The organism is Ruegeria sp. CDSB113, from assembly GCF_059611045.1.
Genome location: NZ_JBXWOU010000006.1, coordinates 39,037 through 63,517, shown reverse-complemented (window position 1 = coordinate 63,517; position 24,481 = coordinate 39,037). Strand labels below are relative to the sequence as shown.

The 24,481-nt window shown below is 54.1% G+C and carries 19 protein-coding genes and 1 pseudogene; 11 read left to right on the top strand and 9 right to left on the bottom strand.

Going from position 1 to position 24,481, the window contains the following annotated elements; translation table 11 throughout:
* Window positions 1-158 precede the first annotated feature (158 nt).
* Complete coding sequence (locus AC2FIS_RS12520) at window positions 159-794, top strand: 3'-5' exonuclease (protein ID WP_496773814.1); 636 nt, start codon at window positions 159-161, stop codon at window positions 792-794.
* Between the two features lie 379 nt (window positions 795-1,173).
* Complete coding sequence (locus AC2FIS_RS12515; protein WP_496773657.1) at window positions 1,174-2,430, top strand: adenylate/guanylate cyclase domain-containing protein; 1,257 nt, start codon at window positions 1,174-1,176, stop codon at window positions 2,428-2,430.
* Window positions 2,431-3,052: 622 nt separating this feature from the next.
* Here the strand turns inward: AC2FIS_RS12515 and AC2FIS_RS12510 are convergent.
* The gene (locus tag AC2FIS_RS12510) at window positions 3,053-3,484 is read right to left on the bottom strand and encodes a RidA family protein (protein ID WP_496773656.1); all 432 of its coding nucleotides are present in this window, start codon (window positions 3,482-3,484) and stop codon (window positions 3,053-3,055) included.
* An 85-nt stretch (window positions 3,485-3,569) separates the two neighbouring features.
* Between AC2FIS_RS12510 and AC2FIS_RS12505 the strand changes: the two genes are divergently transcribed.
* Window positions 3,570-4,289 (top strand): helix-turn-helix transcriptional regulator, encoded by a 720-nt coding sequence (locus AC2FIS_RS12505; RefSeq protein WP_496773654.1) that lies wholly within the window; start codon window positions 3,570-3,572, stop codon window positions 4,287-4,289.
* A gap of 96 nt (window positions 4,290-4,385) precedes the next feature.
* Here AC2FIS_RS12505 and AC2FIS_RS12500 read toward each other — a convergent pair whose 3' ends face one another.
* Window positions 4,386-4,817 (bottom strand): helix-turn-helix domain-containing protein, encoded by a 432-nt coding sequence (locus tag AC2FIS_RS12500; RefSeq protein ID WP_496773653.1) that lies wholly within the window; start codon window positions 4,815-4,817, stop codon window positions 4,386-4,388.
* Between the two features lie 30 nt (window positions 4,818-4,847).
* Here AC2FIS_RS12500 and AC2FIS_RS12495 point away from each other — a divergent pair, with 30 nt between their 5' ends.
* Window positions 4,848-5,390: a DUF2938 domain-containing protein gene (locus tag AC2FIS_RS12495; RefSeq protein ID WP_496773652.1), complete on the top strand. Its 543-nt coding sequence runs from the start codon at window positions 4,848-4,850 to the stop codon at window positions 5,388-5,390.
* Between the two features lie 182 nt (window positions 5,391-5,572).
* Here the strand turns inward: AC2FIS_RS12495 and AC2FIS_RS12490 are convergent, their stop codons facing one another.
* Together AC2FIS_RS12490 and AC2FIS_RS12485 are read right to left on the bottom strand one after the other, a co-directional pair.
* Window positions 5,573-6,328 carry a hydrolase gene (locus AC2FIS_RS12490; protein WP_496773651.1) on the bottom strand — a complete coding sequence of 252 codons (756 nt, stop codon included), beginning with the start codon at window positions 6,326-6,328 and terminating at the stop codon, window positions 5,573-5,575.
* Between the two features lie 28 nt (window positions 6,329-6,356).
* Complete coding sequence (locus AC2FIS_RS12485) at window positions 6,357-6,788, bottom strand: VOC family protein (protein WP_496773650.1); 432 nt, start codon at window positions 6,786-6,788, stop codon at window positions 6,357-6,359.
* 85 nt (window positions 6,789-6,873) lie between these two features.
* Here AC2FIS_RS12485 and AC2FIS_RS12480 point away from each other — a divergent pair, with 85 nt between their 5' ends.
* Window positions 6,874-7,770, top strand: a complete 897-nt coding sequence (locus AC2FIS_RS12480) for a LysR family transcriptional regulator (protein ID WP_496773649.1) — start codon at window positions 6,874-6,876, stop codon at window positions 7,768-7,770.
* A gap of 308 nt (window positions 7,771-8,078) precedes the next feature.
* Here the strand turns inward: AC2FIS_RS12480 and AC2FIS_RS12475 are convergent, their stop codons facing one another.
* Together AC2FIS_RS12475 and AC2FIS_RS12470 are read right to left on the bottom strand one after the other, a co-directional pair.
* On the bottom strand, window positions 8,079-9,170 hold the full coding sequence (locus tag AC2FIS_RS12475; protein WP_496773648.1) for an aminomethyl transferase family protein: 1,092 nt from the start codon (window positions 9,168-9,170) through the stop codon (window positions 8,079-8,081).
* Window positions 9,171-9,181: 11 nt separating this feature from the next.
* Window positions 9,182-10,750: a trimethylamine methyltransferase family protein gene (locus tag AC2FIS_RS12470; RefSeq protein ID WP_496773647.1), complete on the bottom strand. Its 1,569-nt coding sequence runs from the start codon at window positions 10,748-10,750 to the stop codon at window positions 9,182-9,184.
* A 103-nt stretch (window positions 10,751-10,853) separates the two neighbouring features.
* Here AC2FIS_RS12470 and AC2FIS_RS12465 point away from each other — a divergent pair, with 103 nt between their 5' ends.
* The 4 genes and pseudogenes from AC2FIS_RS12465 (at window position 10,854) to AC2FIS_RS12450 (ending at window position 13,919) form a co-directional block, all read left to right on the top strand.
* Window positions 10,854-11,726, top strand: coding sequence for a LysR substrate-binding domain-containing protein (locus AC2FIS_RS12465; RefSeq protein ID WP_496773646.1), 873 nt, complete (start codon window positions 10,854-10,856; stop codon window positions 11,724-11,726).
* A 93-nt stretch (window positions 11,727-11,819) separates the two neighbouring features.
* Window positions 11,820-12,338 carry a dihydrofolate reductase family protein gene (locus AC2FIS_RS12460; protein ID WP_496773644.1) on the top strand — a complete coding sequence of 173 codons (519 nt, stop codon included), beginning with the start codon at window positions 11,820-11,822 and terminating at the stop codon, window positions 12,336-12,338.
* On the top strand, window positions 12,335-12,907 hold the full coding sequence (locus AC2FIS_RS12455) for a TetR/AcrR family transcriptional regulator (RefSeq protein WP_496773643.1): 573 nt from the start codon (window positions 12,335-12,337) through the stop codon (window positions 12,905-12,907). Before AC2FIS_RS12460 ends, AC2FIS_RS12455 begins: the two co-directional genes overlap by 4 nt.
* Window positions 12,908-13,172: 265 nt before the next feature.
* Window positions 13,173-13,919, top strand: a pseudogene (locus AC2FIS_RS12450) (transposase).
* Between the two features lie 207 nt (window positions 13,920-14,126).
* Here the strand turns inward: AC2FIS_RS12450 and AC2FIS_RS12445 are convergent.
* The gene (locus AC2FIS_RS12445) at window positions 14,127-14,690 is read right to left on the bottom strand and encodes a DUF805 domain-containing protein (protein WP_496773641.1); all 564 of its coding nucleotides are present in this window, start codon (window positions 14,688-14,690) and stop codon (window positions 14,127-14,129) included.
* Window positions 14,691-14,956: 266 nt separating this feature from the next.
* Between AC2FIS_RS12445 and AC2FIS_RS12440 the strand changes: the two genes are divergently transcribed.
* On the top strand, window positions 14,957-16,753 hold the full coding sequence (locus tag AC2FIS_RS12440; RefSeq protein ID WP_496773640.1) for a ShlB/FhaC/HecB family hemolysin secretion/activation protein: 1,797 nt from the start codon (window positions 14,957-14,959) through the stop codon (window positions 16,751-16,753).
* Between the two features lie 1,575 nt (window positions 16,754-18,328).
* Here AC2FIS_RS12440 and AC2FIS_RS12435 read toward each other — a convergent pair.
* Window positions 18,329-21,529, bottom strand: a complete 3,201-nt coding sequence (locus tag AC2FIS_RS12435) for an ATP-binding protein (RefSeq protein ID WP_496773638.1) — start codon at window positions 21,527-21,529, stop codon at window positions 18,329-18,331.
* Between the two features lie 57 nt (window positions 21,530-21,586).
* Here AC2FIS_RS12435 and AC2FIS_RS12430 point away from each other — a divergent pair, with 57 nt between their 5' ends.
* Complete coding sequence (locus AC2FIS_RS12430) at window positions 21,587-21,856, top strand: hypothetical protein (protein WP_496773637.1); 270 nt, start codon at window positions 21,587-21,589, stop codon at window positions 21,854-21,856.
* A gap of 443 nt (window positions 21,857-22,299) precedes the next feature.
* Here the strand turns inward: AC2FIS_RS12430 and AC2FIS_RS12425 are convergent, their stop codons facing one another.
* Window positions 22,300-24,354 (bottom strand): alkyl/aryl-sulfatase, encoded by a 2,055-nt coding sequence (locus tag AC2FIS_RS12425; RefSeq protein ID WP_496773636.1) that lies wholly within the window; start codon window positions 24,352-24,354, stop codon window positions 22,300-22,302.
* Window positions 24,355-24,481 lie beyond the last annotated feature (127 nt).

Below are 24,481 nucleotides of genomic sequence, written 5' to 3'. Positions count from 1 at the left end.
CGCGGTGAGTAGACGACTGGTAGGGGCCGTGAGTGAAGCTTCATTAAGGCAAAATGCACTCCTTGAAGGTGAGAACGGCTTGCCAAGACCCATTCGACTCGCAAGAATTAGGATTCTCAGTTGTCGGCCTGGCAGCGAGGGTTAAGAAATTCCGACAGATGCAGAGCGCTCAAACGGTGGACACGTTGAACAGATTTGGACATCTCAGCACGCTGCCTGCCGGACCTTTTCGATTTATTGCATTGGACGTCGAAACGGCGGGCAAATCTATCGATAGCATATGCCAGATTGGGCTTTGTTTTGTTAGCGACACTGGTTCCATGCAAACCTATTCTGTACTGATTGACCCCGAGGGACCATTTGAGGTTTTCAATACTGAGCTTCACGGGATTTCCGCCGAAACCGTGATTGGGGCTGGAACATTCCCAACGGTTTACGCGTCCTTATTTGAAGTCCTGAACACCCACAACCTTGTGCAACACAGTACGTTTGATGAAAAGGCGATGACGGCTGCTTGTGCCCGGTATGGCCTGCCAATGATCTCGTCGCATTGGACAAATAGTGTGACGATTGCCCGTCGAGCATGGCCATCGTTGAAAGGCGCCGGTGGGCACGGGTTGGCAAATCTCAAGAAATACCTCGGCCTCGAGTTTCATCACCATGATGCAGGTGAAGACGCCCGCGCATCGGCTTCTGTGATCTTAGAAGCAGAGGAGACTTTGGGGACACCGTTGTCTTATCTCAGGACGAACCGCCAGTTGAACTTCCAATTCGGAAATCTATCCGAGAGATAAGCGGCCAAGGTCTTTAAGGTCCTGCTGAACGACGAACTAACCGTACGATGTTATGCAGTGTACGAATGTCTGGAACGGGCCAGGTCGCTTTGAAAATGGGGCTTGGATTCATCAGCAGTTTCCTGCCACACCGCAATGCAGTTTCCAGCCACGAGCGGATAGGATTGCGCTTGATAGCAAGCGGATTTGCGCACTTGTTATTGGCCCCCAGGCGTTTTGGTTTTACGGAGTAAAAAACTTATCGTGCCTGGACAAGCACCGCTTGAGGAATAACCTGCTCGCGACACAAACGCATTTAACTGTTTTCTACCTAACTATTTTTTGCGACCGCATCCTGATATACCTTGGCTAAGTTGGAAGCTGTCGAGCAGGGGAAGAAATGCAGCCAACGACGCGATACGCAAAGAGTGGAGACGTGCATGTCGCCTATCAGCTTTTTGGCGATGGGCCAAAGAACCTTGTTTTTGTTCCTGGGTTTATCTCTCATATCGAAAACTATTGGGACGAACCCAGATGTGCCCGGTGGTTAGATAGATTGGCGGCATTCGCGCGCGTCGTAATCTTCGATAAACGAGGGACCGGGCTTTCGGATCGGGCTGGTAACCTTCCGAGCATGGATCAGCGCATGGATGATGTTCGGGCCGTTATGGACGCGGCAGGCATGCAAGAAGCCATCGTATTTGGCATATCCGAAGGCGGCTCGTTAGCATCCCTGTTTGCGGCGCATCATCCCGAACGATGCCAAAGCCTTATTCTTTATGGCGCATTCGCAAAGTTTAAGTCCTGGTTCCCAACTGACGAAGCACTGGAAGCGCTTTTTCAGTACATCGACACAGCTTGGGGAAGCGGGGAAAGCCTACCGATGTTCGCTCCGTCCATGGTGGGCGATGCTGCCTTCCAGCAATGGTGGGGTAAATTCGAAAGGCTGGGCGCAAACCCGGGAGCTGCAACCGAGATCATGCGCATGAACAGTGAGATCGATATAACCGATGTGCTCCCAACCATACAGGTTCCGACGCTCGTGCTTCATCGCACAGAAGATGTGAACGTCGATGTGACGGGGGGCCGTATGTTGGCAGAGTTGATCCCAAACGCGCGCCTCTTGGAGTACCCGGGTACTGACCACATCTTATTCGTGGGGGAGAATGCCGACCAGATCGCATCCGATATCGAAACCTTTGTAACAGGGTCGACCTCGGCACCAAGACTTGACCGCGTGTTGGCCACTGTACTTTTCACCGATATCGTCGGCTCCACGGCAAAGGCCGAGGCGATGGGAGATCAGGCATGGAACGACCTGATTTCTGTCCACGACAAGATTGTTCGTCAGGAAATTGCTCGTTTTCGAGGCTGTGAGGTTAAATCTTTGGGTGACGGTTTCCTGACAACTTTTGATGGCCCTGCACGAGCGATCCAATGTGTTCAGGCCGTTTGTCGCGGAGTTGCCCAGATCGGCTTGGATGTCCGAATTGGCGTTCATACAGGCGAAGTTGAAATTGCTGACGGTGATGTTCGTGAAATCGCGGTTAACATTGCGTCACGGATTTCCGAGCTTGGAAACGAAGCTGACGTGCTTGTTTCGCGCACGGTCAAGGACTTGGTTGCTGGATCAGGGATACAGTTTTGGCACGCATAAACTGAAGGGTGTGCCGGATGAGTGGCCAGTGTACAAATCTGAGGTATGATTTCGCAGGGTAGAACCCTGCTCGATAGCCCTTTTTGCAAACTGATCGTCTGGAGAGTGACTAAGCGCCCGGGCGGTACAAGCTATTCACATCACATTTAGACCGCTTCAAAGATTGCGTCAGATTGGTCTGTCGTAAGTATTGCGCCCGCAGCGAACGGCCTGTTTGATGGCCCGCGCCTGCGCTACGCAAATGGCTGGTAATGCCGCCTGATGAATGGATGGTGAACCTCAGGTCATCACCAAGCAGGGCCTTGTTCGTAAAAAATCGATGAACTCAGCCCTAGTGTCGATCCTTCGCCCTTCTGCATCCATGTGTGTTGCTCAACTCAGCTCTACTAGTGTCCCGATGTTTAGTCCTTGGGCACGATAGTACAGTAGAACAAGCTAAACAATTTTACTCCTTCCACCTCGCGACTCTCGAATTTATCCAATTTTGCCACTGCAGGTGCTGGATTTTTTGGGGGAGCAGGTCATGAGAACTCCCCCAAGGTCGGTACATCGGAATGCGCCAATTGCGCAAACTAGGTCGCGTTAATGAATACGGCGGCAACTCGCCGCCGTATTCGAGCGCTCAATCCAAATGCACGACGGCATCTACCTCGAAAAGCATCGGGTCGATGGCGAGCTTCGGTACAGGGATCAGCGTTTGCGCGGGCAATGTATCGCCAAAAATCCGCTTCACGTTTTCGGTCAGCACACCCAGCTTCGACATATCGTGGTCGACCACGAACACGGTCAGCTTCACGACGTGACGGGGGCGTGCGCCGAGCGCGTCGAGGACCGCAGCCAGATTGGCATAGGTTTGCTCAACCTGATTGCTGAACTCCGGCGATAGGTCACCGTTTTGATCCTGTCCGCCCTGTCCTGATACAAAAGCAAGCCGCCCCGCAGCAGGAGACACGACTGCCGTGCTATAGCCGTTTGGCGTGGGATCATGCAGATGCGTCGGATTGACGATGATCGGTAATGCGCCGTTGGATGTATTCTGGTCTCGGGACGTCATGTTCATTCTCCTTGCTGAGTGGTCCGCGAGCGGTTTAGAACCTTACGGTGACAAAATTTGTCACCGAAAGTGCTATAGTGAATAAATGAACATCCGCCTCCGACATGATGCCATCGTGCGCACCCTTCGCCGTAACGGAACCGCAACGGTCGAAGAGCTGGCCAGTCAGGTCGGTGCGTCCAGACGAACGGTATTGCGCGATATCGGGGCGTTGCGTGATCAGGGCTTTGTCATCCATTCCGAATGTGGGCGCGGCGGGGGCGTGCAACTTGATCCGCAATCCGTGCAGACCACCGCCCGTCTCTCAGTCACAGAGGTGTTTGCGCTTCTCGTCAGTGTCGCGGCCATGCGTGCTGCGCGAAGCCTTCCCTTCTCCGGTCTCGCCGACGCGGGGCTTGCCAAGATCGAGAAGGCCCTGCCGGCGGACAAGGTGCGGGATCTGCGCAGGTTCCTTGACTGCCTGCATGTCGGGCAACTTTCGCCCAAACAAGACATCTCGGACATGGGCACGATTGACCTCGCGCTTTTGCCTGCCTTCGAGACCGCGTTTTTGCAACGGCAAAACCTGCGCTTCGGCTACCGGGACGCCAAGGGCGCGGAAACAAGCCGCGAAGTCGAACCGCAAGCTATGCTCATCCTGCCGCCGCTCTGGTATCTCGTAGCCTGGGATTCCAGCCGTGAGGACTTCCGGCATTTTCGTATGGATCGGATCAGCCGGCCAGAGATTGTCGAGGGATCATCGTTCCGGAGACGGTATGTTCCGTTCGAGGACGATGTCTGTCCTTTCAGCGAATTACCGCGCTGAACACCAGCAACGCGTGACGTCTGGGCGGCAGTGGTCCCAGCATCTTGACCCGTCAACAGCCCCAAAATGGTGAATCGTGGTCCACGCTCAACCCCTTCACCCTTTGTCGGGGTTCCTTTTAGAACGTTTCGCATCGCCCTGTTTCTTCGTCAGTGCAACACGGATGATGCGCTGAAACCGAGGGCAATCCAGATGGTTTTCAGCCGTGCAATTCATGACATGGCGAAGGCCGTCCCGTAAGGCCGTCAGTTCCTTGATCCTCACGTCAATTGCATCGGCCTTTGCTGCCAGAACAGTACGATCCAGATCGGGCCTGCCTTCTGAACCCATCGTCTCTTTGATCTCGCCGAGTGAAAACCCGGCGGTTTGCGCCAGAGAAATGAGGGAAATCCGCGTCTTCACCTCATCCTCATAGAGACGCTTCAACCCCCTTCGGCCCACCGACCGGATGAGGCCAACCTCTTCATAATAGCGGAGTTTTGAGGGTGAAAATCCGCTTACGCGAGAAAGTTCAGAAATGTCGAGCATGATCTTGACCTCAAGTGGACTTGAAGTTGCATGTTGCCCTTCCACTGCAAAACATCAACAGAAATTAAGGTCGATACCTCCATGACAACAGAAATTTTCTTCAGCGCGGTTCTGATCGGCATCGGCGCGACAGCCTTCATGGATGTGGTCGCCCTTTCCCAGAAGCTGATCTTCTCGCAGCAATCGCTCAACTACGCGATGGTCGGTCGTTGGCTCGGCCATGTGGCCCAGGGACGGTTTTTTCATCGGCCCATCATGGCCAGCGACCCTGTTCCGGCGGAGCGTTTGTTGGGCTGGAGCGTACATTATCTGACGGGCGTCGTGTTTGCTTTGGGTTTTTTGGCCGTTGTCAGTAGGGGCTGGCTTGAAGCGCCGAGCCTGCTGCCTGCGATTGCATTTGGAGTTCTTACAGTGCTCGCGCCTTTTCTGATCCTTCAGCCGGGCACGGGAGCGGGGTTGGCGGCACGGTTAACACCCGACCCACGAGCTGCGCGGCTCAAGAGCGTCTTTGCACATCTCAGCTTTGGAATTGGGCTTTGGGTCGCGGCAAACAGTGTATCCAATTTGATCTAACATTTCGCGAAGAGAATATCGAAAGCAGTCAAAAGTGCCACAGGGCGCTTATGACCGCTTTGTTGCGCATCCCGGAAACTGCAAAGCTTGGTTTGGATGTCCGCTTCGGGCTGTTACTGGTCGCCATCCATGGCGCAGAGAACGGCAACGGATAGTCGCAGATGATCCTGACCTGCTGACGGTTACCAGGTTGAGTTTGGGTCAACTTTGAACAGATGCTCCATGAACACTCGGGTGACCGCCTGTAGTTTGTCCGGGCGGGCGTGGTCGCGTTGCAGTTCCGCGGGAACGACGTTCCAGGTGATCGGCTCGACGCCGGCTTCGATCATACGACGCATCCCGTTTTCATGGCTTAACTGCGAGATTGAGCCGACGGCGTCCTCGGGCACGTAAACATCATAACCAGATTTCTCGGCTTCAATCGCGGGGTATGCCAGGCATACGTCGGTCCAAAGGCCACCCATAATAAGCTTCTTCCGCCCGGTTGCTTCCACGGCAGCAACAAACTCGGGCTCTTCCCAAGCGTTCACATTGGTCCGGTCAATGAATACAGCTTTTGGAGCCAGCTCCTTAAGTTCCTCGATCATCGGATCATAGCCATTCAAGCCGACGGCAACATGGCTGAAGATGACCGGGATGTCATAAATTACCGCAGTCTTGATCAGGCCAGTGGCGTTGTTGATCAGTTCTTCGTGGTCGATATTCTTTACCCCAGCCAAAATCGGCGGCTGGTAGTCGATAAGGATCAGCGCCGAGTTGGTTGGTGACAGAAAAGGGTCTTCGTCAGCGGCCCGCACCGGCGTGCCCTGATAGTCCTCAGGGTAGTTGGCGACATCATCCACTGTTTTGATCACTGGAGTTTCTGCCATTGCGGGCAGCGCCGTTGCAGCAATGGTCAGGCTTAGGGCCGTTGCAAGGGATTTGAGGTGGAGGGTCATGAGAGATGCTCTTTTGGATGTCTGGGGTTTAACCGTGCACGTGCTCGGCAATCAGCAGCGCAACCGATGGTCCGGGGCCGACAAGCTCCAGCACGTTGCGATCCGGATCGCGGATGAAGATGGTTTTGGTGCCGCGGAATTCACGACGACCGGTGATGGCAATGTCGTTTTCAATGACAAAGGTTTCGGTCGCCTGGGCATCTTTTACCTTGAGGGCCAAGTGGGTGATGCCGGGGTATTTCTCGGCTTCATCCATAAGAATGTTTTCACCGGCCTTCGCGGTAGCTGGCCCAAGCAAATTGATGTTGATCCCGGACGGGTGCATCATCACCAGCGGATGACCGTTGTCGTAACCGCCATCAGCGATCATTTCGAACCCCAGAAGTTCATAAAACGACACGGACGCGTTCCGATTGCTGATCCGGATTCCGATGTGATCGAAGTTTCTGATGTCCAACATGGCTGAGCCTTTAATTTGGTTGCGCCAAAGGTAACTCTGCCTGTAACAGACCTTAATAGCTTAGATGGAACAGGATATTTTCCAAATGGATCATAATAAAGATCTCTTTGACGGCATGGTTCTGTTCTGCGCAGTGGTGGCGCAAGAAAGCATGAGCGCGGCTGCCAAGAAGTTGGGACATACACCAAGCCATGTCAGCAAGGAAATCGCGCGGCTTGAAACGCGGCTTGGTACGCGGCTTTTAAATCGGACAACGCGGCGGCTCAGCTTGACGGAATCCGGGTGTATTTACTATGAAAACGCCCGCCGGATTGTGGAAGATGCTCATGCCATGCAAAACCGGCTAAATTCGATAAGCGACCGGCCCTTCGGTGAATTGCGGATGAGCGTGCCGGTGGTCTTTGCCCATGGTTGGCTGAATCACTGGCTGCCTGAGTTTCTTGAGCGCTATCCCGACGTCGATCTGCATCTGGACATATCTGAACGCCGCGCCGATATGATCGGTGAAGGGATCGATTTGCTGGTGCGGATCGGGACCCTGCCGTCGTCTGATCTGGTGGCCCGAGAGCTTTTGAGCACACGGGGTCTTACTGTGGCATCCCCAACCTACCTGAAACGCAATGGCACACCGCATCACCCCAATGACCTGAAAGACCACGACCTGATTGACTTCTCCTTTCACGGAATAACGCAAAGCTGGACATACGCAGGGCCGGACAGAAAGGTGATCACCGTGCCGATTTCACCCAGAGTACGATGCGACGACGCACACACTGAAAAAGTGCTTGCCCTTGCGGGCCGCGGGATTTCGCGTCTTCCAGAAATCTCATCTCAGGCCGAACTGGACGCGGGAACTCTGGTTCCCATCCTGACGGCATTTGAAAACCCGCCCCTGGGCGTGCATGTTATCTATGCAAGCCGTGACAACCTGCCGGCAAAAACGCGTGCCATGATCGATTTTCTGGTCGAAAAGATACGTTGAAATCGCGCCCCATGCTGACTTCCCGAAACGAATTGACGGTTTTGCATCTGACATCTTGAACCCAGTCCAAAATATTGGCGCGGCCGCCGCATTGTGGTGGGTTGCCAGATGTCTCCTTAGGGCCGCCCGCATCTCAGCGAGCATAGTTCTCCCGCCTGATGCCGCATCTGCGGTCAGCGCTTGGCTAAATGAACTGCTGACTGAGTTAAGAGCCGCCCTTGGGCACGGTTGCGTCTGGTGGGCGGGTAACCAGCAAGCAGCGAAGAATACCTGGAAAACAAGCATCTTCGCTGCATGCCAAGACCTCCCTAATTATGTGTGCGAGCTTTTTCGGGGTCGTAAACTGGGCTGGACACAATTGTTGCGTTTGTGGCGAAATCATTTCCTGAGACCTTTAAAGTGGTCCCGATCTCAAGCCCTGGCTGAACATGCGCAAGCGCAAGCGATTTGCTCAGGCGGCGAGAGTAACAGGGGCTGTTGATGACCCCAACATCTTCACCGTCCAGCGACAGCGTCTCCCCACCTTCGACCATGTCGGAGTGATCAATGTCCAGACAGACATTGTTGACTTTTTCGGCACCTTTTGAGGCCATGACCATCGATTTGCCTCGGAAGTCGCCCTTTGTCCTGCTGACGGTGAAGCTGAGGCCAACCTCCCACGGGGAGTTTTCATTGGTCATGTCGTAGCCATAAAACAACAGCCCGGCTTCGATGCGCACCTTGTCTAGAGCGGTGAAAGAACAGGGCATGACGCCTGCATCTGCCAGTTTGTCCCAGATGTCGGTGATCACCGAGCCACCCGCAAAAATCTCGTAGCCACGTTCGCCCGAATATCCGGTACGGGAAATACGGCAGGGATGACCAAAGAGCACACCAGGCGCATGTTCGAAGTAGCCCAGATTAGTCAAGTCAATGTCAACATGAGCGTTGAGGATATCCAGCGAGGCTGGCCCTTGCACGGACAGGTCATGCAAATCGTCGGTGAACTCGACCTGAACGTCACGCCCTGCCGCCGAAGCTTCCAAGAGCGCCATGGTGTCGCCCGAGCCGTGCACAATCATCCACTCGTTGTCTCCGTTGTTGGACACGATTGCATCGTCGGCGATCCCGCCGTTGTCAGTCAAAACGCAGAGATATGCTGCCTTCCCCGGTGCGAGTTTTGACAGATCCCGTGTGGTTAGGTGGTCAAGCACGGCAAGGGCGTCAGGACCACGCACGAACACTTTCTTTAAAGGTGACATATCAAACATGCCTGCGCGTTCACGGACTGCATCATGTTCATCATTGGGGTCAGTGTCATAGGTCCAGGCCGTGCCCATGCCATTCCAATCCTCCAGTCCCGAGCCAAGCGCAGTGTGGCGTGAGGCAAGGGCAGACGTGCGGCTGAGTTCCTTGGTCATGTTAATCCTTTCTAGTACCATTCGTCCGGCATTCGCGCTTTGCGATCTGACACGAAGTCTTCAAGCGCGGCTTGGATTTCGGGTTCCATTTCGGGGCATTGATAGTCGTTCAACATCTGACGCCACCGCCCGGTGGCGCGTTGATCTGCTGTAAGAGCACCATTTTCGGACCAGGTTTCGAAGGGTCCGGCGTCAGAAATCTGTGGCTCAAAATTCGCCGTCGCATAGTGCCGCAGCGTGTGACTGGTCGACAGGAAATTTTCGCCCGGGCCCGTTTCAAAATAGGCATCACGACCAAAGGCCTCGTCATCCGTTTCAAAGCCCTGCAACAGTTTCAGCATCGCGCCACAGTGATCGAGATCCATAATGAATTTCTCGTAGGACATCACAAGCCCACCTTCGAGCCAGCCCGCTGCATGCCAAACCTGATGAGCCCCGGACAAAAGTGTGGACCACATTGCACCGGTGCTGTCCTGCATCGCTTGCCCGTCGGGCGCATTTGAGGCGGTGATCTGTCCGCCACCGGACCGCACAGGCACGCCAAGCCTTCGTCCCAATTGTGTAAGTGCCATCGTGGTCATGTTCGCCTCGGGCGATCCAAAGGTCAGAGCGCCCGTGCGCAAGTTCATTGTGGAGTGGAACGAGCCGAAGACCACCGGACAACCGGGGCGTACCAGTTGCGCAAGCGCAATGCCAACCATCGCTTCTGCCAGAGTTTGCGCCGCTACCGCCGCTGGCGAAAGCGGCCCCATGGCACCCGCGAAAATCGCAGGGGAGACGCAGACACATTGGCCGGCCTCCGCATAGATACGCAGAGCCGACGACATGGTACCATCATAAACCAGCGGCGAATTGACGTTGATATTTGCCTGCATCACCGCGTGACACTTCATGAAGTCGCGCCCAAAAACCAAGCGTGCCATCTCGATACTATCCCGCGTACGCTCGGGTGCTGTGACAGATCCCATAAAGGGTTTGGTCGACAGCGTCAGATGCGCCAGCATCATGTCCAGATGTCGTTTGTTCACCGGTACATCTGTCGGCTCGACCACCGTGCCGCCGGAATGGTGCAAGGCAGGAGCAGTGTAGGCCAGTTTGACGAAGTTGCGGAAGTCCTCCAGCGTCGCATAGCGGCGGCCATTCGCCAGATCGCTGACAAAGGGAGAGCCGTATCCCGGCATCAGCACAACATTGTCGCCGCCAAGTGTCACTGTTTTGGCCGGGTCTCGGCCATGCAACTGAAATTCACTAGGGGCAGTAGTGCAAAGCGCGCGGACGTGGCCTGGTTCAAACCGCACACGTTCGCCATCGATGCGTGCACCGGTTTGGGCGAAGTGATCAAGCGCTGTACGATCTCCCCGAAACTCGACACCAATATTGTTCAATATCCAATCGGCTTGATCTTCGATCCGGGTCAGTGCCGTTTCGCTCAAAAGATTATATGCAGGTATCTTGCGCCCCGCGAACGGCGTGCTTTCAGAGGACTCATTGTCACGGGCCAAGCGGCGTCGGCGCACGCGTCTGCGACGCCCCGCCGGTGTTGATGTGTCTGCTACAGCGTTCAAAGGGTCCAACGTCATCTCTTCGTTTCACGCACCTGAATGCAAATCCTGGGCATAAAAAATTAGCTTGAAAATCGAAAATTTCTTTTCTTAGTGTTCAGAAATTTTATACGCTGTACTCATGACTACCCGCTTTCGTCACCACGACTTGCTCAGGCTATTTGCCGAGATCGCCCGCAATTCCAGCTTTTCGACGGCGGCGTCGGCGCTGAATATGACAAAGGGTGCAATCAGTTATCAGATCAAAACGCTTGAGGCCGATCTGGGGATGGTTTTGTTTCAGCGCACAACGCGGGGTGTCACACTCACCGGTGAAGGACTGAAACTGCTCACAATCTGCCAGACTCGATACGAAGAAATCGAAACCGAAATTCAGGCGTTGAAGGGGATCTCAACGCGCTCTTTGACTGTTGGGGTCTCGACCTATTTCGCTGCGCGCTGGCTGTCGCCACGCCTGATGTCATTCATGCAAAGCCACCCGGACGTGCAGCTTCGCATTCAACCGATGATCGAGTTTTCTCAAGCTGAGATGCAGGAAGTGGATCTGGCAATCAGGTGGGGCAACGGGAATTGGAGTGACGGCACTGTTACATCGTTCATGCACTTACCACCCTATCCTGTGGGCAATCGGGCGGCAGCCGATTTGGTGACTGAGTTTGGAATAGAAGAGGCAATATCACAGCTTACGCTGCTGAGAGATCGCGACGACAGCAGTGCCTGGTCTGATTGGCTGAATGTCGCAAAGCTTCCCCTACAAACAAGGAGAGATGTGCTGATCGTTCCTGACCCGAATGTCCGGGTGCAAGCGGTCATCGACGGACAAGGAATCGCTTTGATGGATGACTTGGTTGGGGACGATCTGCATAGGGAAAGGCTGTTTAGATTATCGGAAACCGTTCTGCCTGAATACGGGTATTTCCTAGTTCAACCGCACAGAACCGCACCAATTGGCGCAGTGCGGGCATTCTCGGATTGGGTTCAGAGCCAAGCCTGATGGTAATTCCCCTTGAGTGTCGTCAAGGATATTATTATACGGCATATAAAAAATGTGAAGGAGATCCAGGCGATGCCCACAGGACATATTATGATGGCAATGAGTCTAGACGGCTTTGTTGCAAGGCCGGATCACAGGCTGGATTGGCTGGATAAGCAACCCACCAAGGATGAAGATCACGGGTTCACAGCCTTTCAGGACAGTGTCGACGTGATCGTAATGGGGTCGGGATCATACCGGACGGTTAGGGGGTTTGGAGAGTGGCCATACACGAAACCGGTGGTGGTTCTCAGTCGTTCGATGTCAGCCGACGACATCCCTAATGACCTGCGCGAAAAGGTTGAGGTTTCAAACAAAACACCCACCGAATTGATGAAGAGCTTTGACGCGCGTGGTTTCAGTCGAGTTTATGTGGATGGCGGAGCAATCATTCGCTCTTTCCTCAAAGCCGGGCTAGTTGCGGACATGCGGATCACCTTGATTCCCATCCTAATCGGTGAAGGCATTCGGATTTTCGGCGAGACACAGGGTGACGTTGATCTGGAACTGGTTTCGGTTAGCAGCTTTCCCTCTGGTCTGGTGGATCTCGATTACAGATTGAAAATCGGATGACGAAAGCTTCTCTACCGGGGCGGCCGTCGAAGGCCGAGCAGCGCCTTTCGAAACAGTTGATCCTGAAGACCGCATTACCGATCGTCCAAAGCAAAGGCGTTGATGCGCTATCCTTTCGCATAGTTGCCGATCAGCTTGGCGTCACTCCGATGGCCGTGACTTATCACGCAGGTAGCAAGAAACAGCTTTTGTCTGATCTGGTAGAACTGGCATTTGCAGGCGTCTTGGATGGTGTGGGTGAAGATACTCCGGCCAAACGCGCCCGAGGAATTATGGTGACTTACTATGGTTACGCTTTGAAAAATGCCAATCTACTCCGTGCCATCCTGGACGATGTGACACTCATGAGCGCGGACCTCATAAACGTGGCCGTGGAATTAAAGGCCAACACGGACCAACTTGAAAACAGCGATGGCGGTGACGTTCTTGTTCATGTGCTGATCGACTATGCACATGGGTTTGTACTCTCTGCCTCGAGCGGTGAAAACAATCCACTGACAATGGATGACTTTCTGTGTGGGATTGACTGGATTCTTGGTCACGCTGCAGGTGATAGCGGGGCGATCTGAAGTGAAGAACATACCCGTCAGACGCGCCCGCCGGACAAACTTTTAAAGACGTGGATATCAACATGGGGCTGTGCCTTTGCGTCTGCAGCGAATGGCAGCTATGCGAGCTGTGATCGCAGCATGGCAAAACCCCAAGGAGTGACGGCTATGGGCCGGTTGAATTGGGCTTGGGAATGAATTCGGAGTCGGCAAAACGATCTAGGCTCAGGACCCATTGATTTCCGTTTGGCTGCGTGATTCATCGCGTTCAAAATGAGCGGCGCACATGTCCGATCTTTTCTGGTTAAGCGACGAGCAGATGACGCGTTTGGAGGCCTTCTTTCCAAAGTCCCCCGGCAAACCTGGTGTTGATGACAGGCGTGTCTTGAATGGGATTATCTTCACCAATCGCAACGGGTTACGGTGGCGCGATGCACCCAGGGAATATGGACCACACAGTTGAAGGGGGCCGTGGCCCCAGTGGGGCCGCGAAAGCCCCGGAAACGCTCTACAATCGTTGGAAGCGATGGGGTGACAAAGGCATCTTTACCCAGATATTGGTCGGGTTGGCCGCCAACCAGGGCGAAGAAAAGACGGTCATGATCCCCCCTCATTGATTGCTTTGCAATCAACTGCCGGGCAAGTCAGCAACTACATTGGCGCGAGGGCATTGGTCAGCAGTCTGCCAAATGTCGAATGGTTGCTGGGTGAGCGCGAATATGATGCCGATTGGTTCAGAGAAGCGTTGAAAGACAAAGGGATACGCGCATGCATTCCAGGCCGCAAACAGCGCACTACAACTGTCCGATACGACAAGCGCCGCAACCGGATTGAGATCATGTTTGGCAGATTGAAGGACTGGCGACGTGTGGCGTCGCGGTTCGACAGGTGTCCCAAAGTCTTCCTCTCAGCAATCGCTCTCGCCGCCTTGGTCATCTATTGGCTATGTGTCCTGAGCCCAGCATCCGCATTGCACACAGAACGCAGGGACCGAAATGCCGCACTGGGACCTTTCAAGCTAAAGAATCCTTAGCTAACGTCTTGATCAACCATTGACAGATTAACAGATGTATTGAGATTGGAACCGGCACTGAAGGACCACTCCGCCGATGCTGTGGTTGCCATTGCTATCTCTAGCGCGCCAATGAAAATCGGCTTGAAGCTCATTTTCACTCTCCACAGTTTTGTGGTTCGCACTTTCGCCCAACTGGATTTCCGCGCTGTCACACGCGCAATCAGGTCACGAAACAGGTGCGCCGTATTCGTTTGCGCCTTCTTCAGAAGGTCGCGTCAGCCACCAGATCATCAAGATGGACAGAACCAATTGAAGAATTGAGACAACAACGATGCCGGTTATACCCAAGACTGCTGCGGGTCCTCGCAACGCATCAGGTTTTTCCGTCCCTTGCTCCAATACCGAGAAAACGGCCACTCCGCCCATCAGAACAACCAGCGTAGCAACGCTGAGCGCCATTGGCAGCAGCAAATACCAGCCAGGTCGCCCTGTATCATGCAGTCTACGCCAACCGGCAGCTAGCATTGGTATAATAACGGCCAGTTGGAAAACTGCAGACAAGACTTGAGATCCGTGGCCCGTTTCGGGGTTGGTCCCGAATAGGATCGAATCCAACACAGCTAAAACGGCACTCAAGAGTACTACGAACAAGAAAAACCACCAGTATTCTGAACGTATAGCCCGCCCGGAAAACTGGAAATATTTCGAGAAACACGTTTTAACTGCTTCACTGAATCCCATCTTTCGTTCCTTTCTGATTTTCTTCGTGACCTTGAGGCGCTTAGCCACTCAGGAAAATACACCCGTCCACATTCGTATTCCCATCCGTCATTTTTGAATGCAATCGCCTTTCGCGCAGAGATAGTATAAAATTTTACGCGCGGAAAAAAATGTTGATTTTTGAGAAAATAGCTTCAAACATGCGAATTCGACGCAACTTTAGTTTTACCTCCGTTGTCGTCGCTGTGGCTCGACTTGCCGCACCCTTCCGGCTGCTGGAGTGAGTGCTGGCGGTCGGAAGGCATTTTATAATAATTGAGCGCTGGGAGACCGCGATGTTAGGAACTAACGTATTGGCCTTCTCAACAAAGTCCGCTCTAGCATTTGCTCGTGAAGTCACTCAGCAGGCGATAGGTGGCTGTGTTCACCAGCCGTGCGTTCTTTGCGGTCCCGCAGATCAACGCAATATCGTTTTGTCGGCCAAGCCCTATGCGGCAAGTTTTTATGCAAAGGCGATCAAGCTAACACGTTCGAGCTTTGTTGTAAGATGGGCGTCGAATTGCACCTTAACCTTAAGGTTTTCGAAAATGCGCATATTCAATTCACTTGTCTTTACGGTCTTTTGCTTTTTTTTGGCCACTATATCTATACCAAAAAACAGCATTGCCCAAACTTGGGACATCGCATCACAGCACTCAGTCAGCGGCGTTACGGTGTATGACACAGATGAGCTGTTAACCTTTGCCGGTCAATTGGCTTTTAACCGGTCAGGCCGCATCACAGCGTCGGAGATCGCATCAACGGTTACGCAGATCTATCGAGAAGACGGCTATTTCCTGGCTGAAGCCTGGTCTGGCCCTGACGGGCAAAGCATTATTGTTGATGAAGGACGCATTCAAACCATCGAAATTGAGGGCGTGGATACGCGTACGTTCCAAGCACTTGAGAAGATATTCAAACCCCTCACTACCGCATATCCCATAACGCTGAAACGATTTGAGCGGGCAGTGATGCTGGCCGAGGACATACCTGACTTGGAACTGTCAACCGAACTTGATTATCCGGATCAAGCTGGAGCTCGGCTCAGAGTGCTGGGAGAGCCTTTGCGCAAGCAAGCCGGGAGTGCGACGCTAGACAACCCTCCTCGGGAGCTTGGAGAAGCGCTGAGTTTTTACGTCGTGCAAGAGTTCTACTCGACTTTAGCCGTCGGCGATCTGCTTCGCATTGAGGGATCTGGCAATTACAATTGGGACAAAGACGATGAGCATGCATTGTGGGGCGCACTCACTTACCGTGTGCCACTTAACAGTGATGGTTTGTACGGTGAGATCTTCTACGGGAATGTAAACGCCAAGCGTGATATCTCTGGCGATTTCGCAAGAACTGATATCGACGGGGAAAACTTCACCGTCGCATTGGGTTACCCCGTTATCCGCGATGTGGCCCGATATGGATACCTGCTGCTGGACTACCGTCTTTCAGAAGCGGATTCAGTCAGCGGAGGCGTTCCACTATCGAGTGACGCCAGTGTCGTTGGCCTCACTTACCTTTACGGCCAAAATTACTCGAAAGGGCAAGCTCTCGAAGCCGGGTTAACTCTGTCCTTTGGTGACAATGACAACGACACGACGGACGCAAGCTTTGACGACGGGGACTCTTCGTTCTGGCATTTGAGGGGCGGCATCGGATATGAAAGCCCCCTACCGGGCTTATCGCCCAACACAGCTTGGCGGACAGAGATCTGGGGTCAGTACACGACAGACCGGCTACCCTCAGTCGAAGAGTACTTCCTTGGCGATCGTTATGCTTTGCGTGGATACCGCTTTGACGAAGTGGATGGTGATTCAGGGATCTCAGCAATCTTCGAAGTATCTCATTCCTATTTTCCAAGCTCGCAGAGCGTTCATCGTCTGACGCCCTTCGCTTTTTTCGACGTTGGTTACATCTCGAATAATGATCCCGCCAGTTTCGAAGTGGGAAGTGCTACACTGGCGTCAACCGGGTTGGGTCTGGACGTCGAGTTTAAGCGAAACTTATTCCTATCCGGATACGTTGGCGTCCCTTTGAGAGACGGCCCTTTGACCGACTCGGGTGACCCTGGCGCGTATCTTGCTCTGACAACAAGTTGGTGAGGACGCTATGAAACTGAACCGCATTATTTTACTTACCGCAACTTGTCTGATCGCAGAATTGGCCGCCACTCAGGTCGTTGCCCGCGGAAATCACTACGGGTGGTGCCGTGGCGTAGGGAATCCGCACCAGTCAAGCCAAGGATGCGGGCAGGCCGGTGGGCAAGGGGCAGGTAATCAAATTACCGGCCCAACGCAGCCTGTGGCAAATCAGTTACCGCCTAAGGGAACGCAGCAAACGCCCGCGTCCGTTACTGTTCCCGTCCTTGCGCCGGGCGCGGTCCCGAACGCAATTCCCGGTCAGGTTCCTATCGCGACGCCAATAGCGGTTCCCGGTCAGGTTCCCACACCTGTACTAGCGCCGACTCTTGCCCCGACTTTGACTCCAAATGCTACTCCAATCCAAGTTCCAACGGCTGTTCCTAATCAGGTTACGCCATTGGCCACAGGGCCTACAGCGGTGCCGCCGCAAGTTCCGATTGCAACCCCCAATCAAGTTCCGATAGCAATCCCTGGCCAGGTTCCGCCTCAACCTACCGGCCCAACAGCGGTGCCGCCACTTGTGCCCACCGCGACGCCAAATCAAATACCAGTCGCAGTTCCTGGCCAGGTCCCGCCTCAGCCCACCGGTCAAACTGCTGTGCCACCGCTCGTCCCGACTGCAACACCAAACCAGATTCCGGTCGCCGTGCCTGCCCGTGTTCCGCAACCCGGCGGCACAACAGCGACGCCACCGCTTATCCCGACCGCTACCCCCAATCAGGTTCCCGTCGCGGTTCCAGGCCAGGTTCCACAGTTGACACCAAAACCTACGGCAACTCATGTGGCCGTCCCAGGACATCCGAAGCCACACGGCGTCGTAACAATCATGCGCCCAAAGCCGAGGCCGCCAACCGGTACTGTCCAGCAACCTGGCACAACACACGTGACACACCATTCAACCCACCAAACCAATTCTAAGAAACACGATCACGTGGCGGTAACACCAGGACGGCATGACCCACATGACCTTCCGAGATTTCGTAATGCGGAGGCCAATGAAGAATGGGAGTGCGTTGCCAGCGGGTTTGGGCAACGTCGATATGATGCCGGGCGCGGCGTGTTGCTGAACAGCGGAGCACTACGACACCTTGGAAACGTGGATGCGATGGCTCGTGATGTACCAGCGCGGCACCCGAAGCATTCCGGATGCATAATTTCGATCAAACGAAAGCGGCAGTAACTCGCCAATCGTAAGATCACCGCTTGCCGCTTTTTTAGGCCTGAGCAAAAACGGATATCTAACTCTGCCACTGACAAAGCTAGCTTGGTCTGCTCCTTGCTTGTAGCCCCGCATGTAACGAAGGGTCGGTTCGGATATTGCCGCAATCTGAGTCACTGAATGACCGGAGACCAGAAATCCGTTGCGGCAGCGAGGATATGACTCTGCAACTGCGACGTATTTCTGTGTTAACAAACGCCGCAAGGGCAAAAGGCGGCTTTGTCTGAATTGCGGCTGCCGCAGAACCTGGTGGAAATTACGACTTTCAATGACTTTAAACGTTTGCAAACCAAGATTCGAGCGAGGAACCCGATTGCTCAACCGTTTGCGTCGAGGAGAACCTGTTTTGAACGAAACGCACGCTCGATCAACATTTGGGCCTTTTGATTTTGGGCAACCAAGATAGCTTGGTCAAAGGCGGCATTTGCTGAATCGATATCTCCTTGTGCTGCCCTGATTTTTCCTTTGATACGGAGCAACTCAGCCTCAGCCCAGTGTTCTCCTGTGATATCCTGTTCACGCAATGCGCGATCCACTGTACGTTGGGCAGCGCCGGGATCACCGGCCCTGAGTAGGGCTTTCGCGTGTTCAGCCAAATAGAGGGTTACCCAGAGCCAGCATCCTTTAGCGCGATACTCTTCTAAGGCCTTGTCCAGCTGATGGACAGCACCGGGCACATCGGTCATGCAGGCCAGGACAGCGTCATGAATGGCGACAAAATCCTTCCACAACGCCATGTCGTGTTCGTCCGAGACCCGGCGCATTTCTTCGTTGATCTCGGTTGCGCTTTCCACGTCGCCAATCCAGATCGTCAGGGTGACGGCGTGCAGACCTGCATAACAGATTGTATTGGCGTGTTTGAGTTCGCGGGCTCGGGCAAGAGCCTTGTCGCAGGTCTGCCGCGCCATGTCTTCGTCGCCGCACATCCATTGTGCAAGAAGCATGTAGCACCAGATCTGCACACCTGGATCCTGAGCGAATTTCGTAGAGAAATCTACGATCTCGGCCGAATGATAGAGTTCATAAGCGACTTCGAGATCTTGAAGTGCCTCAACAGACCGGCCCTTGGCGATCAGGGTTGCAGCCCGCATCCGGCGGGAGATTAGCTTCGGGATCGGATCAGGTTCGTTCGCCATGTCCTTTACCAGTCTCGAAACCAGATCGAACGCTTTGTGCAGATCGTTGCCGATATATGGCGCGATCCAGGTTCCATAGTAGATTGCGACCGTGAGTTCTGGGTCCGTGGTTGCCTCTATCCGTTCCAACGCTTTCGAGAATGCCTCGCTGGCTTCAGCTGATGCATAGCCATCCTTGGCGATATGTACCTGCGCGAGTTGCACCAGAAGCGACAGCTCCCGTTCGCGCCATTCCGGTTTGTCCAGTAAACTCGCGACCAGCGTCAGAGCATTTCGCAGGTGATTTCCCGCCTCAATATATGCCGGTCGGGCCTGAGCTTTTCTGGCAGCTTCGCCCCATAAAGTAATGGCCTTTTCCCTCAACCCAGCCTCAGTCGCATGATGTGCGATCAATTCCGGGGGTGCATTCGGATCCGCCTCGAACAGGTCCGTAAGTCGGTGATGGATTTCCAGACGTCGACGTTTCAGCAAGCTTTCATAGGCTACATCCCGAACCAGAGCGTGCTTGAAGACATATGTTGTATCTGGAGGTATCCCTCGACGAAACACAAGTTCGCTGCGTTTCAGCTGTTCCAGCGCATCTTCCAGCACCAGATCATCGACCCGGGCGATTTTTGCCAAGGACGCACGGTCGAAACTTCGGCCGATGCAGGCGGCCATTTGGGCGACTTCCTTCACGGGTTGAAGTCGGTCGATCCGGGCCATGAGGGAATCATGCAATGTCGCAGGTATGGTCACCCGGTCGATGGGACCGGTGAGTTGGAAGCTGTCCTCGGTCTCAAAAAGGTCGCCGGACTCCAATATGGTCTTTGTCAGCTCCTCGATAAACAGCGGCACACCGTCGGTTCGGTGGATGATTTCCTTGATCAGTTCGTCGGGAAGGGTTTTTCCACCGGATATCTTTGCGAGAACACCTTCGATCTGCTCCGACCCCAACCGGTTCAAAGTAAGCTTGGATACAATTGGATGTCCTCCAAAAGCGTGCTGGAAAGTCGGCCTTGCCGCAATCAAGATCATGACACGCTCGGTCGCAATCCGGTCCAGACACGCCTCGAGCATCGCAAGCGTCGAAGCATCGCACCAATGAGCGTCCTCCACCACCAGAAGGACCGGCTTTTCTCTTGAAAGCGCCTGCACTTCTGCCGAGGTTTCTTCCATGATCCGGACGCGAAATTGTTGTGGCGTCAGAGTGGGCTTTTCGGCAGATGGACCTGCCTCAATCTGAAGGAGTTCAGCAATGATCTTTGGGTCGGCGGTCCGGAGTTGCTGGCGAAGCTTTTCGATTTTTACGCTGGCCGAGTCGGTTTTCTGGTGGCCCATGGCATGTGTAAGCTGCTGGATAACAGGAAAGAAACTCGAGTCCGTGTGATAGGGAGAGCAGTGATAGTTCATCCGGAAATGATCCTGTGTCGAGACCGCGTCAATGACGGCACGTGTCAGCCTGGACTTGCCGATGCCTGCTTCACCGATCAAGACAGCAACTTGGCCTTCGCCGGAAGTTGCGCGCTGCCAGCGTTCCATGATCAGCCCCAGTTCATGGTTACGCCCGATCATGGGCAGAACGGGATTGAGATCTTCGACCTCAAACTGGCTTTCTAGGCTGCGTTCGGTTCCAACCCTCCAGGCCGGTACCTGCGAGTCCAATCCCTTAATGTCGAAATGACCTAACTCTTCTAACTCGAAGTTGTCTTGGATCAATTGCTTTGTCGATTCCGGAACCAGAACCTGTCCCGGCTCGGCCAATGTCTGAAGACGCGCTGCAAGATTTGGTGTGTCGCCAACAACGGTTTCTTCCCGCGATGCTCCTTCCCCGATGAGGTCACCTACGACAACCATGCCGGTCGCCACTCCGGCCCGAGCAGACAATTCCTGGCCGTCAGGCGCCCGCATTTCGGCGATCGATCCGACAATTTCCAGCGCAGAGCGCGCGGCGCGTTTGGCGTCGTCTTCATGCGCCACCGGCCAACCAAAATAGCACAGGACTCCGTCACCCATATATTTGGCTACATTCCCTTCATAGCGTGTGACGATACCGGCGACCGTGTTTTGATAGCGCTTGATCACCTCGCTCATGTCTTCGGGGTCCAACCGCGCCGACAGTGCCGTTGATCCAGCGAGATCCACGAACAGCGTCGTAAGGTGGCGACGTTCAGCATCACGCCTGACGTCTTTTGAACTTGAGGCGTCAGTTTGAGGTTGGTCGGGCGCACCGTCGTCGATGGCTGTCCGTAACCGCTTGCGTGCGCCCAGTGAAAGGCCGATCTCACGCATGTCCTCATCTGTTAGGTCGAACAAAACATCCAGGTCGATTTCGTTTTCGACCAGAGCCGCCTCCAGATTAAGAAGCTTCATTCGTGACAACCATTCAATGAGATCAGACATCAGCTTCGAGGTCCTTTACGACTGTCTTGCAATTGTAGTGTTCCCGATAAGGGAGGATTGGGCAACGAGTATTCCCCAGAGGTCGATGTGGCCCGCTTCATGGCGTTTTTCCCCGACCCAAAACTCACAAATGACTTTGCTCGTTGTGTCGGGGATCACACCGTCTTCGGCTGGACGTTTGAAGGGCATCATTTGGAACCGGGGAACCTCGTTAAGGCCAGTGGTTGGGTAGAATGGGAACTGGACGAGAACTGTCGCATCACCGGTTCACTTGGCTGGTTCGATGCCTTGGATTACGACCGACAAGTCGCAGAACAAGTGCCATGATACTTTTCGAAAAGTGACCTGTGTAGAAAACGCTGGGCCGTGCATCGTCGGACAGGGAACTAATTGAGAGCATATCGAAACTGCGAATTTGCTAAATAACCGCAGGGTGTGAGTAAAACAAACTCCTGGGTTTTGCGACTTTAGCGAACGGCAGGTCCGGCGAGCCGCTCTGCGGTATCCATGATCGCAGGTAAATGGCAGTTCCGGGCCGCTCTTGGCAAACGTAACCTTGTCAAGGTTAGGGAATACTGCTTTGCTTCTGTGGTCGGTAGAGAGCCCACAGTAGGCGATGCAACACCGCCAGCAAACGGTTGCATTGTTAAATCAATGCAACCGTTTTGAGGGAAGTGTATCCCAGATCAACTTCGAATTCGGGCCCGAACTTCTCATGGGACCAAAACAGGGGTCGATCTGGGATAGCTCGCCCAGATGGACGCGGAAGATTAGCCTCCGTTTGAATTGGCCAACGGAGGCTGGGCAAAATCATTTGTCTGGGGCGTAAGGTCCTTGGCCCCGGTGCCAGGCATCAGTTCAAAGCCTAGATCGAACTGGTCCAATGTGGATGCCAGTTGTGCCACAACATCCGTGTTGCCTTCGGACTGCGCCGTACCGTCCGCCAGAAATTCGGTGAGCTTGCTCTCACCCGTCATGACCTTTTCCAGATCGGCCCTGTTCAAACTGATTGACAGATTCGCATTCGGGGCTGTCTGGTCGATGATGTGGGTCAATGTGGCGTTGCTCATCTCGACCACGATGCTCTCATCCCGGTCGGGGATGGACAGGTTGATGACAAACTCCATATCCGCCGCTTTTGCGCTGTTGACGCGAATGGCGATGAAATCCAGCCACATCGACGTTTCCATTGCCCGAATGGTGTCGGGGCCCGTGGTTTCGATAGTGGCGCCTTGCGGGATGCCATTGCGCAGTTCATAGGCGGCACCCAGGAACGAGTTGCGTACAGAGGGGCTTTCTTTCTGGTATCCGATCTGTTCGAACGCATCGGCCAGCAAATCCTTGGCTTGCTGGTTGTCCGGTTCTGCATAGACCAGTTTGTTCAGAATTTCAGTGGCATGCAGGTATTGACCGGCATCAAACAATGCCTGCCCTTTGATCAGGATCGGTTCTGCACCACCCATCATCTCGACAAACAGCGGCGCACTGTCCTTTGGGGATAGGGGGGTCAAAGTGGTCGGGTTGGCATCCCAATACCCCAGATACCGGTTGATGACCGCACGGCTGTTATGCTCGACCGAGCCATGGTAGCTGCGCGCGGCCCATTGCTGCTGCAGGCTTTCCGGCACCTCATAGACATTGTGGACCTCGTTGATGGTCACACCCTTGTTGGCCAGGTTCAACACGCCGTTGTTGAGGTTGGCATAGGTGTCGCGTTGCGCGCGCATAACTTCTTGAATGCGGTCATTGCCAAAGCGGGGCCAGGAATGAGAGGCGAACATCAAATCGGCATCTTGCCCGAATTCATACAACGCGTCGTTGATATGCTTTGACCAGCTGAGCGCATCGCGCACCAGAGCACCACGCAGGGTATAGATGTTGTGAATCGTACCGGTGATGTTTTCCGCCGCCCAAAAAGCCTTGAGATCGGGGAAATAGGTGTTCATTTCTGCCGGGGCTTCAGTGCCGGGCGTGTTCTGGAAGATCATGCGCACCCCGTCGATGGTGATTTCTTCGTAGTCGTCCGAGACATAGCGGGTCGGCTCGATCAGGCCGGTGGTTCCGGCCGAGATATTCTTGCCGATAGACTGATCCACATGGCCATGCGGATCGCGCGGCAGCAGAACACCGTATTGGAAGAACAGGCGGCGATTCATCACGTTGCCGGCGTAGACGTTTTCTGAAACGGCATGTTCCATAAAGCCTTCGGGCGCGATCACCTCGACGCCATTGGCAACATCTTCATCGGAGATGACACCGCGGACACCGCCATAGTGATCGGCGTGGGAATGGGAATAAATGACCGCTTTGACCGGCAGTTCTCCGACCGTATCGTTCAGCAGCTTCAACGCGGCGGCTGCGGTTTCTTTTGAGGCCAGCGGGTCGAAGATGATCCAACCGGTGTCACCCCGGATGAACGAGATATTCGACAGATCAAAGCCACGTACCTGATAGATCTTGCCTTCCAGGATCTCGTAGAGGCCGTAGTTCATGTTCAGAATAGCCTGGCGTTGCAGCGATGGATGAATCGAGTCAAAGGTCTGACTTTCTTCGAGCAGGAAGTCATAGCTGCCGATATCCCACGCGACCGTTCCGTCTTCGGTTTTGATCTGACGGTAGTCTGGAACTGCAATCAGACCTTTGCGGCTTTCTTCAAAGTCACGCTGATCTTCGAACGGCAGAGAGTCACGCATCTGCTCCTGAAACTCGACAGTGAATTCCGATGGCATCTTGCCCTTGGGGTCAAAATGTTCCTGCGCGGCCCCAACACCCCCGGTCAGAATCAATAGTGTGGTGGTGAGAAGTAGTTTTTGTCGGCATGCCATGGTCAGACAGCTCCTGTCGAAGAGAATTCAATAATCGAAAGCGGCAAGGAAGCGGTTACAGAACCAACTCACGAGGGAAAGTCTAACCGTTCGCGAAGAACGGCATCTTTTCGAATACAAAGACCGT

Bases quoted from the DNA above. Each gene is read 5' to 3' on its own strand.
- AC2FIS_RS12520 (WP_496773814.1), top strand. From the start codon at position 159: ATGCAGAGCGCTCAAACGGTGGACACGTTGAACAGATTTGGACATCTC.
- AC2FIS_RS12515 (WP_496773657.1), top strand. From the start codon at position 1,174: ATGCAGCCAACGACGCGATACGCAAAGAGTGGAGACGTGCATGTCGCC.
- AC2FIS_RS12510 (WP_496773656.1), bottom strand. From the start codon at position 3,484: ATGACGTCCCGAGACCAGAATACATCCAACGGCGCATTACCGATCATC.
- AC2FIS_RS12505 (WP_496773654.1), top strand. From the start codon at position 3,570: ATGAACATCCGCCTCCGACATGATGCCATCGTGCGCACCCTTCGCCGT.
- AC2FIS_RS12500 (WP_496773653.1), bottom strand. From the start codon at position 4,817: ATGCTCGACATTTCTGAACTTTCTCGCGTAAGCGGATTTTCACCCTCA.
- AC2FIS_RS12495 (WP_496773652.1), top strand. From the start codon at position 4,848: ATGTTGCCCTTCCACTGCAAAACATCAACAGAAATTAAGGTCGATACC.
- AC2FIS_RS12490 (WP_496773651.1), bottom strand. From the start codon at position 6,328: ATGACCCTCCACCTCAAATCCCTTGCAACGGCCCTAAGCCTGACCATT.
- AC2FIS_RS12485 (WP_496773650.1), bottom strand. From the start codon at position 6,788: ATGTTGGACATCAGAAACTTCGATCACATCGGAATCCGGATCAGCAAT.
- AC2FIS_RS12480 (WP_496773649.1), top strand. From the start codon at position 6,874: ATGGATCATAATAAAGATCTCTTTGACGGCATGGTTCTGTTCTGCGCA.
- AC2FIS_RS12475 (WP_496773648.1), bottom strand. From the start codon at position 9,170: ATGACCAAGGAACTCAGCCGCACGTCTGCCCTTGCCTCACGCCACACT.
- AC2FIS_RS12470 (WP_496773647.1), bottom strand. From the start codon at position 10,750: ATGACGTTGGACCCTTTGAACGCTGTAGCAGACACATCAACACCGGCG.
- AC2FIS_RS12465 (WP_496773646.1), top strand. From the start codon at position 10,854: ATGACTACCCGCTTTCGTCACCACGACTTGCTCAGGCTATTTGCCGAG.
- AC2FIS_RS12460 (WP_496773644.1), top strand. From the start codon at position 11,820: ATGGCAATGAGTCTAGACGGCTTTGTTGCAAGGCCGGATCACAGGCTG.
- AC2FIS_RS12455 (WP_496773643.1), top strand. From the start codon at position 12,335: ATGACGAAAGCTTCTCTACCGGGGCGGCCGTCGAAGGCCGAGCAGCGC.
- AC2FIS_RS12440 (WP_496773640.1), top strand. From the start codon at position 14,957: ATGTTAGGAACTAACGTATTGGCCTTCTCAACAAAGTCCGCTCTAGCA.
- AC2FIS_RS12435 (WP_496773638.1), bottom strand. From the start codon at position 21,529: ATGTCTGATCTCATTGAATGGTTGTCACGAATGAAGCTTCTTAATCTG.
- AC2FIS_RS12425 (WP_496773636.1), bottom strand. From the start codon at position 24,354: ATGGCATGCCGACAAAAACTACTTCTCACCACCACACTATTGATTCTG.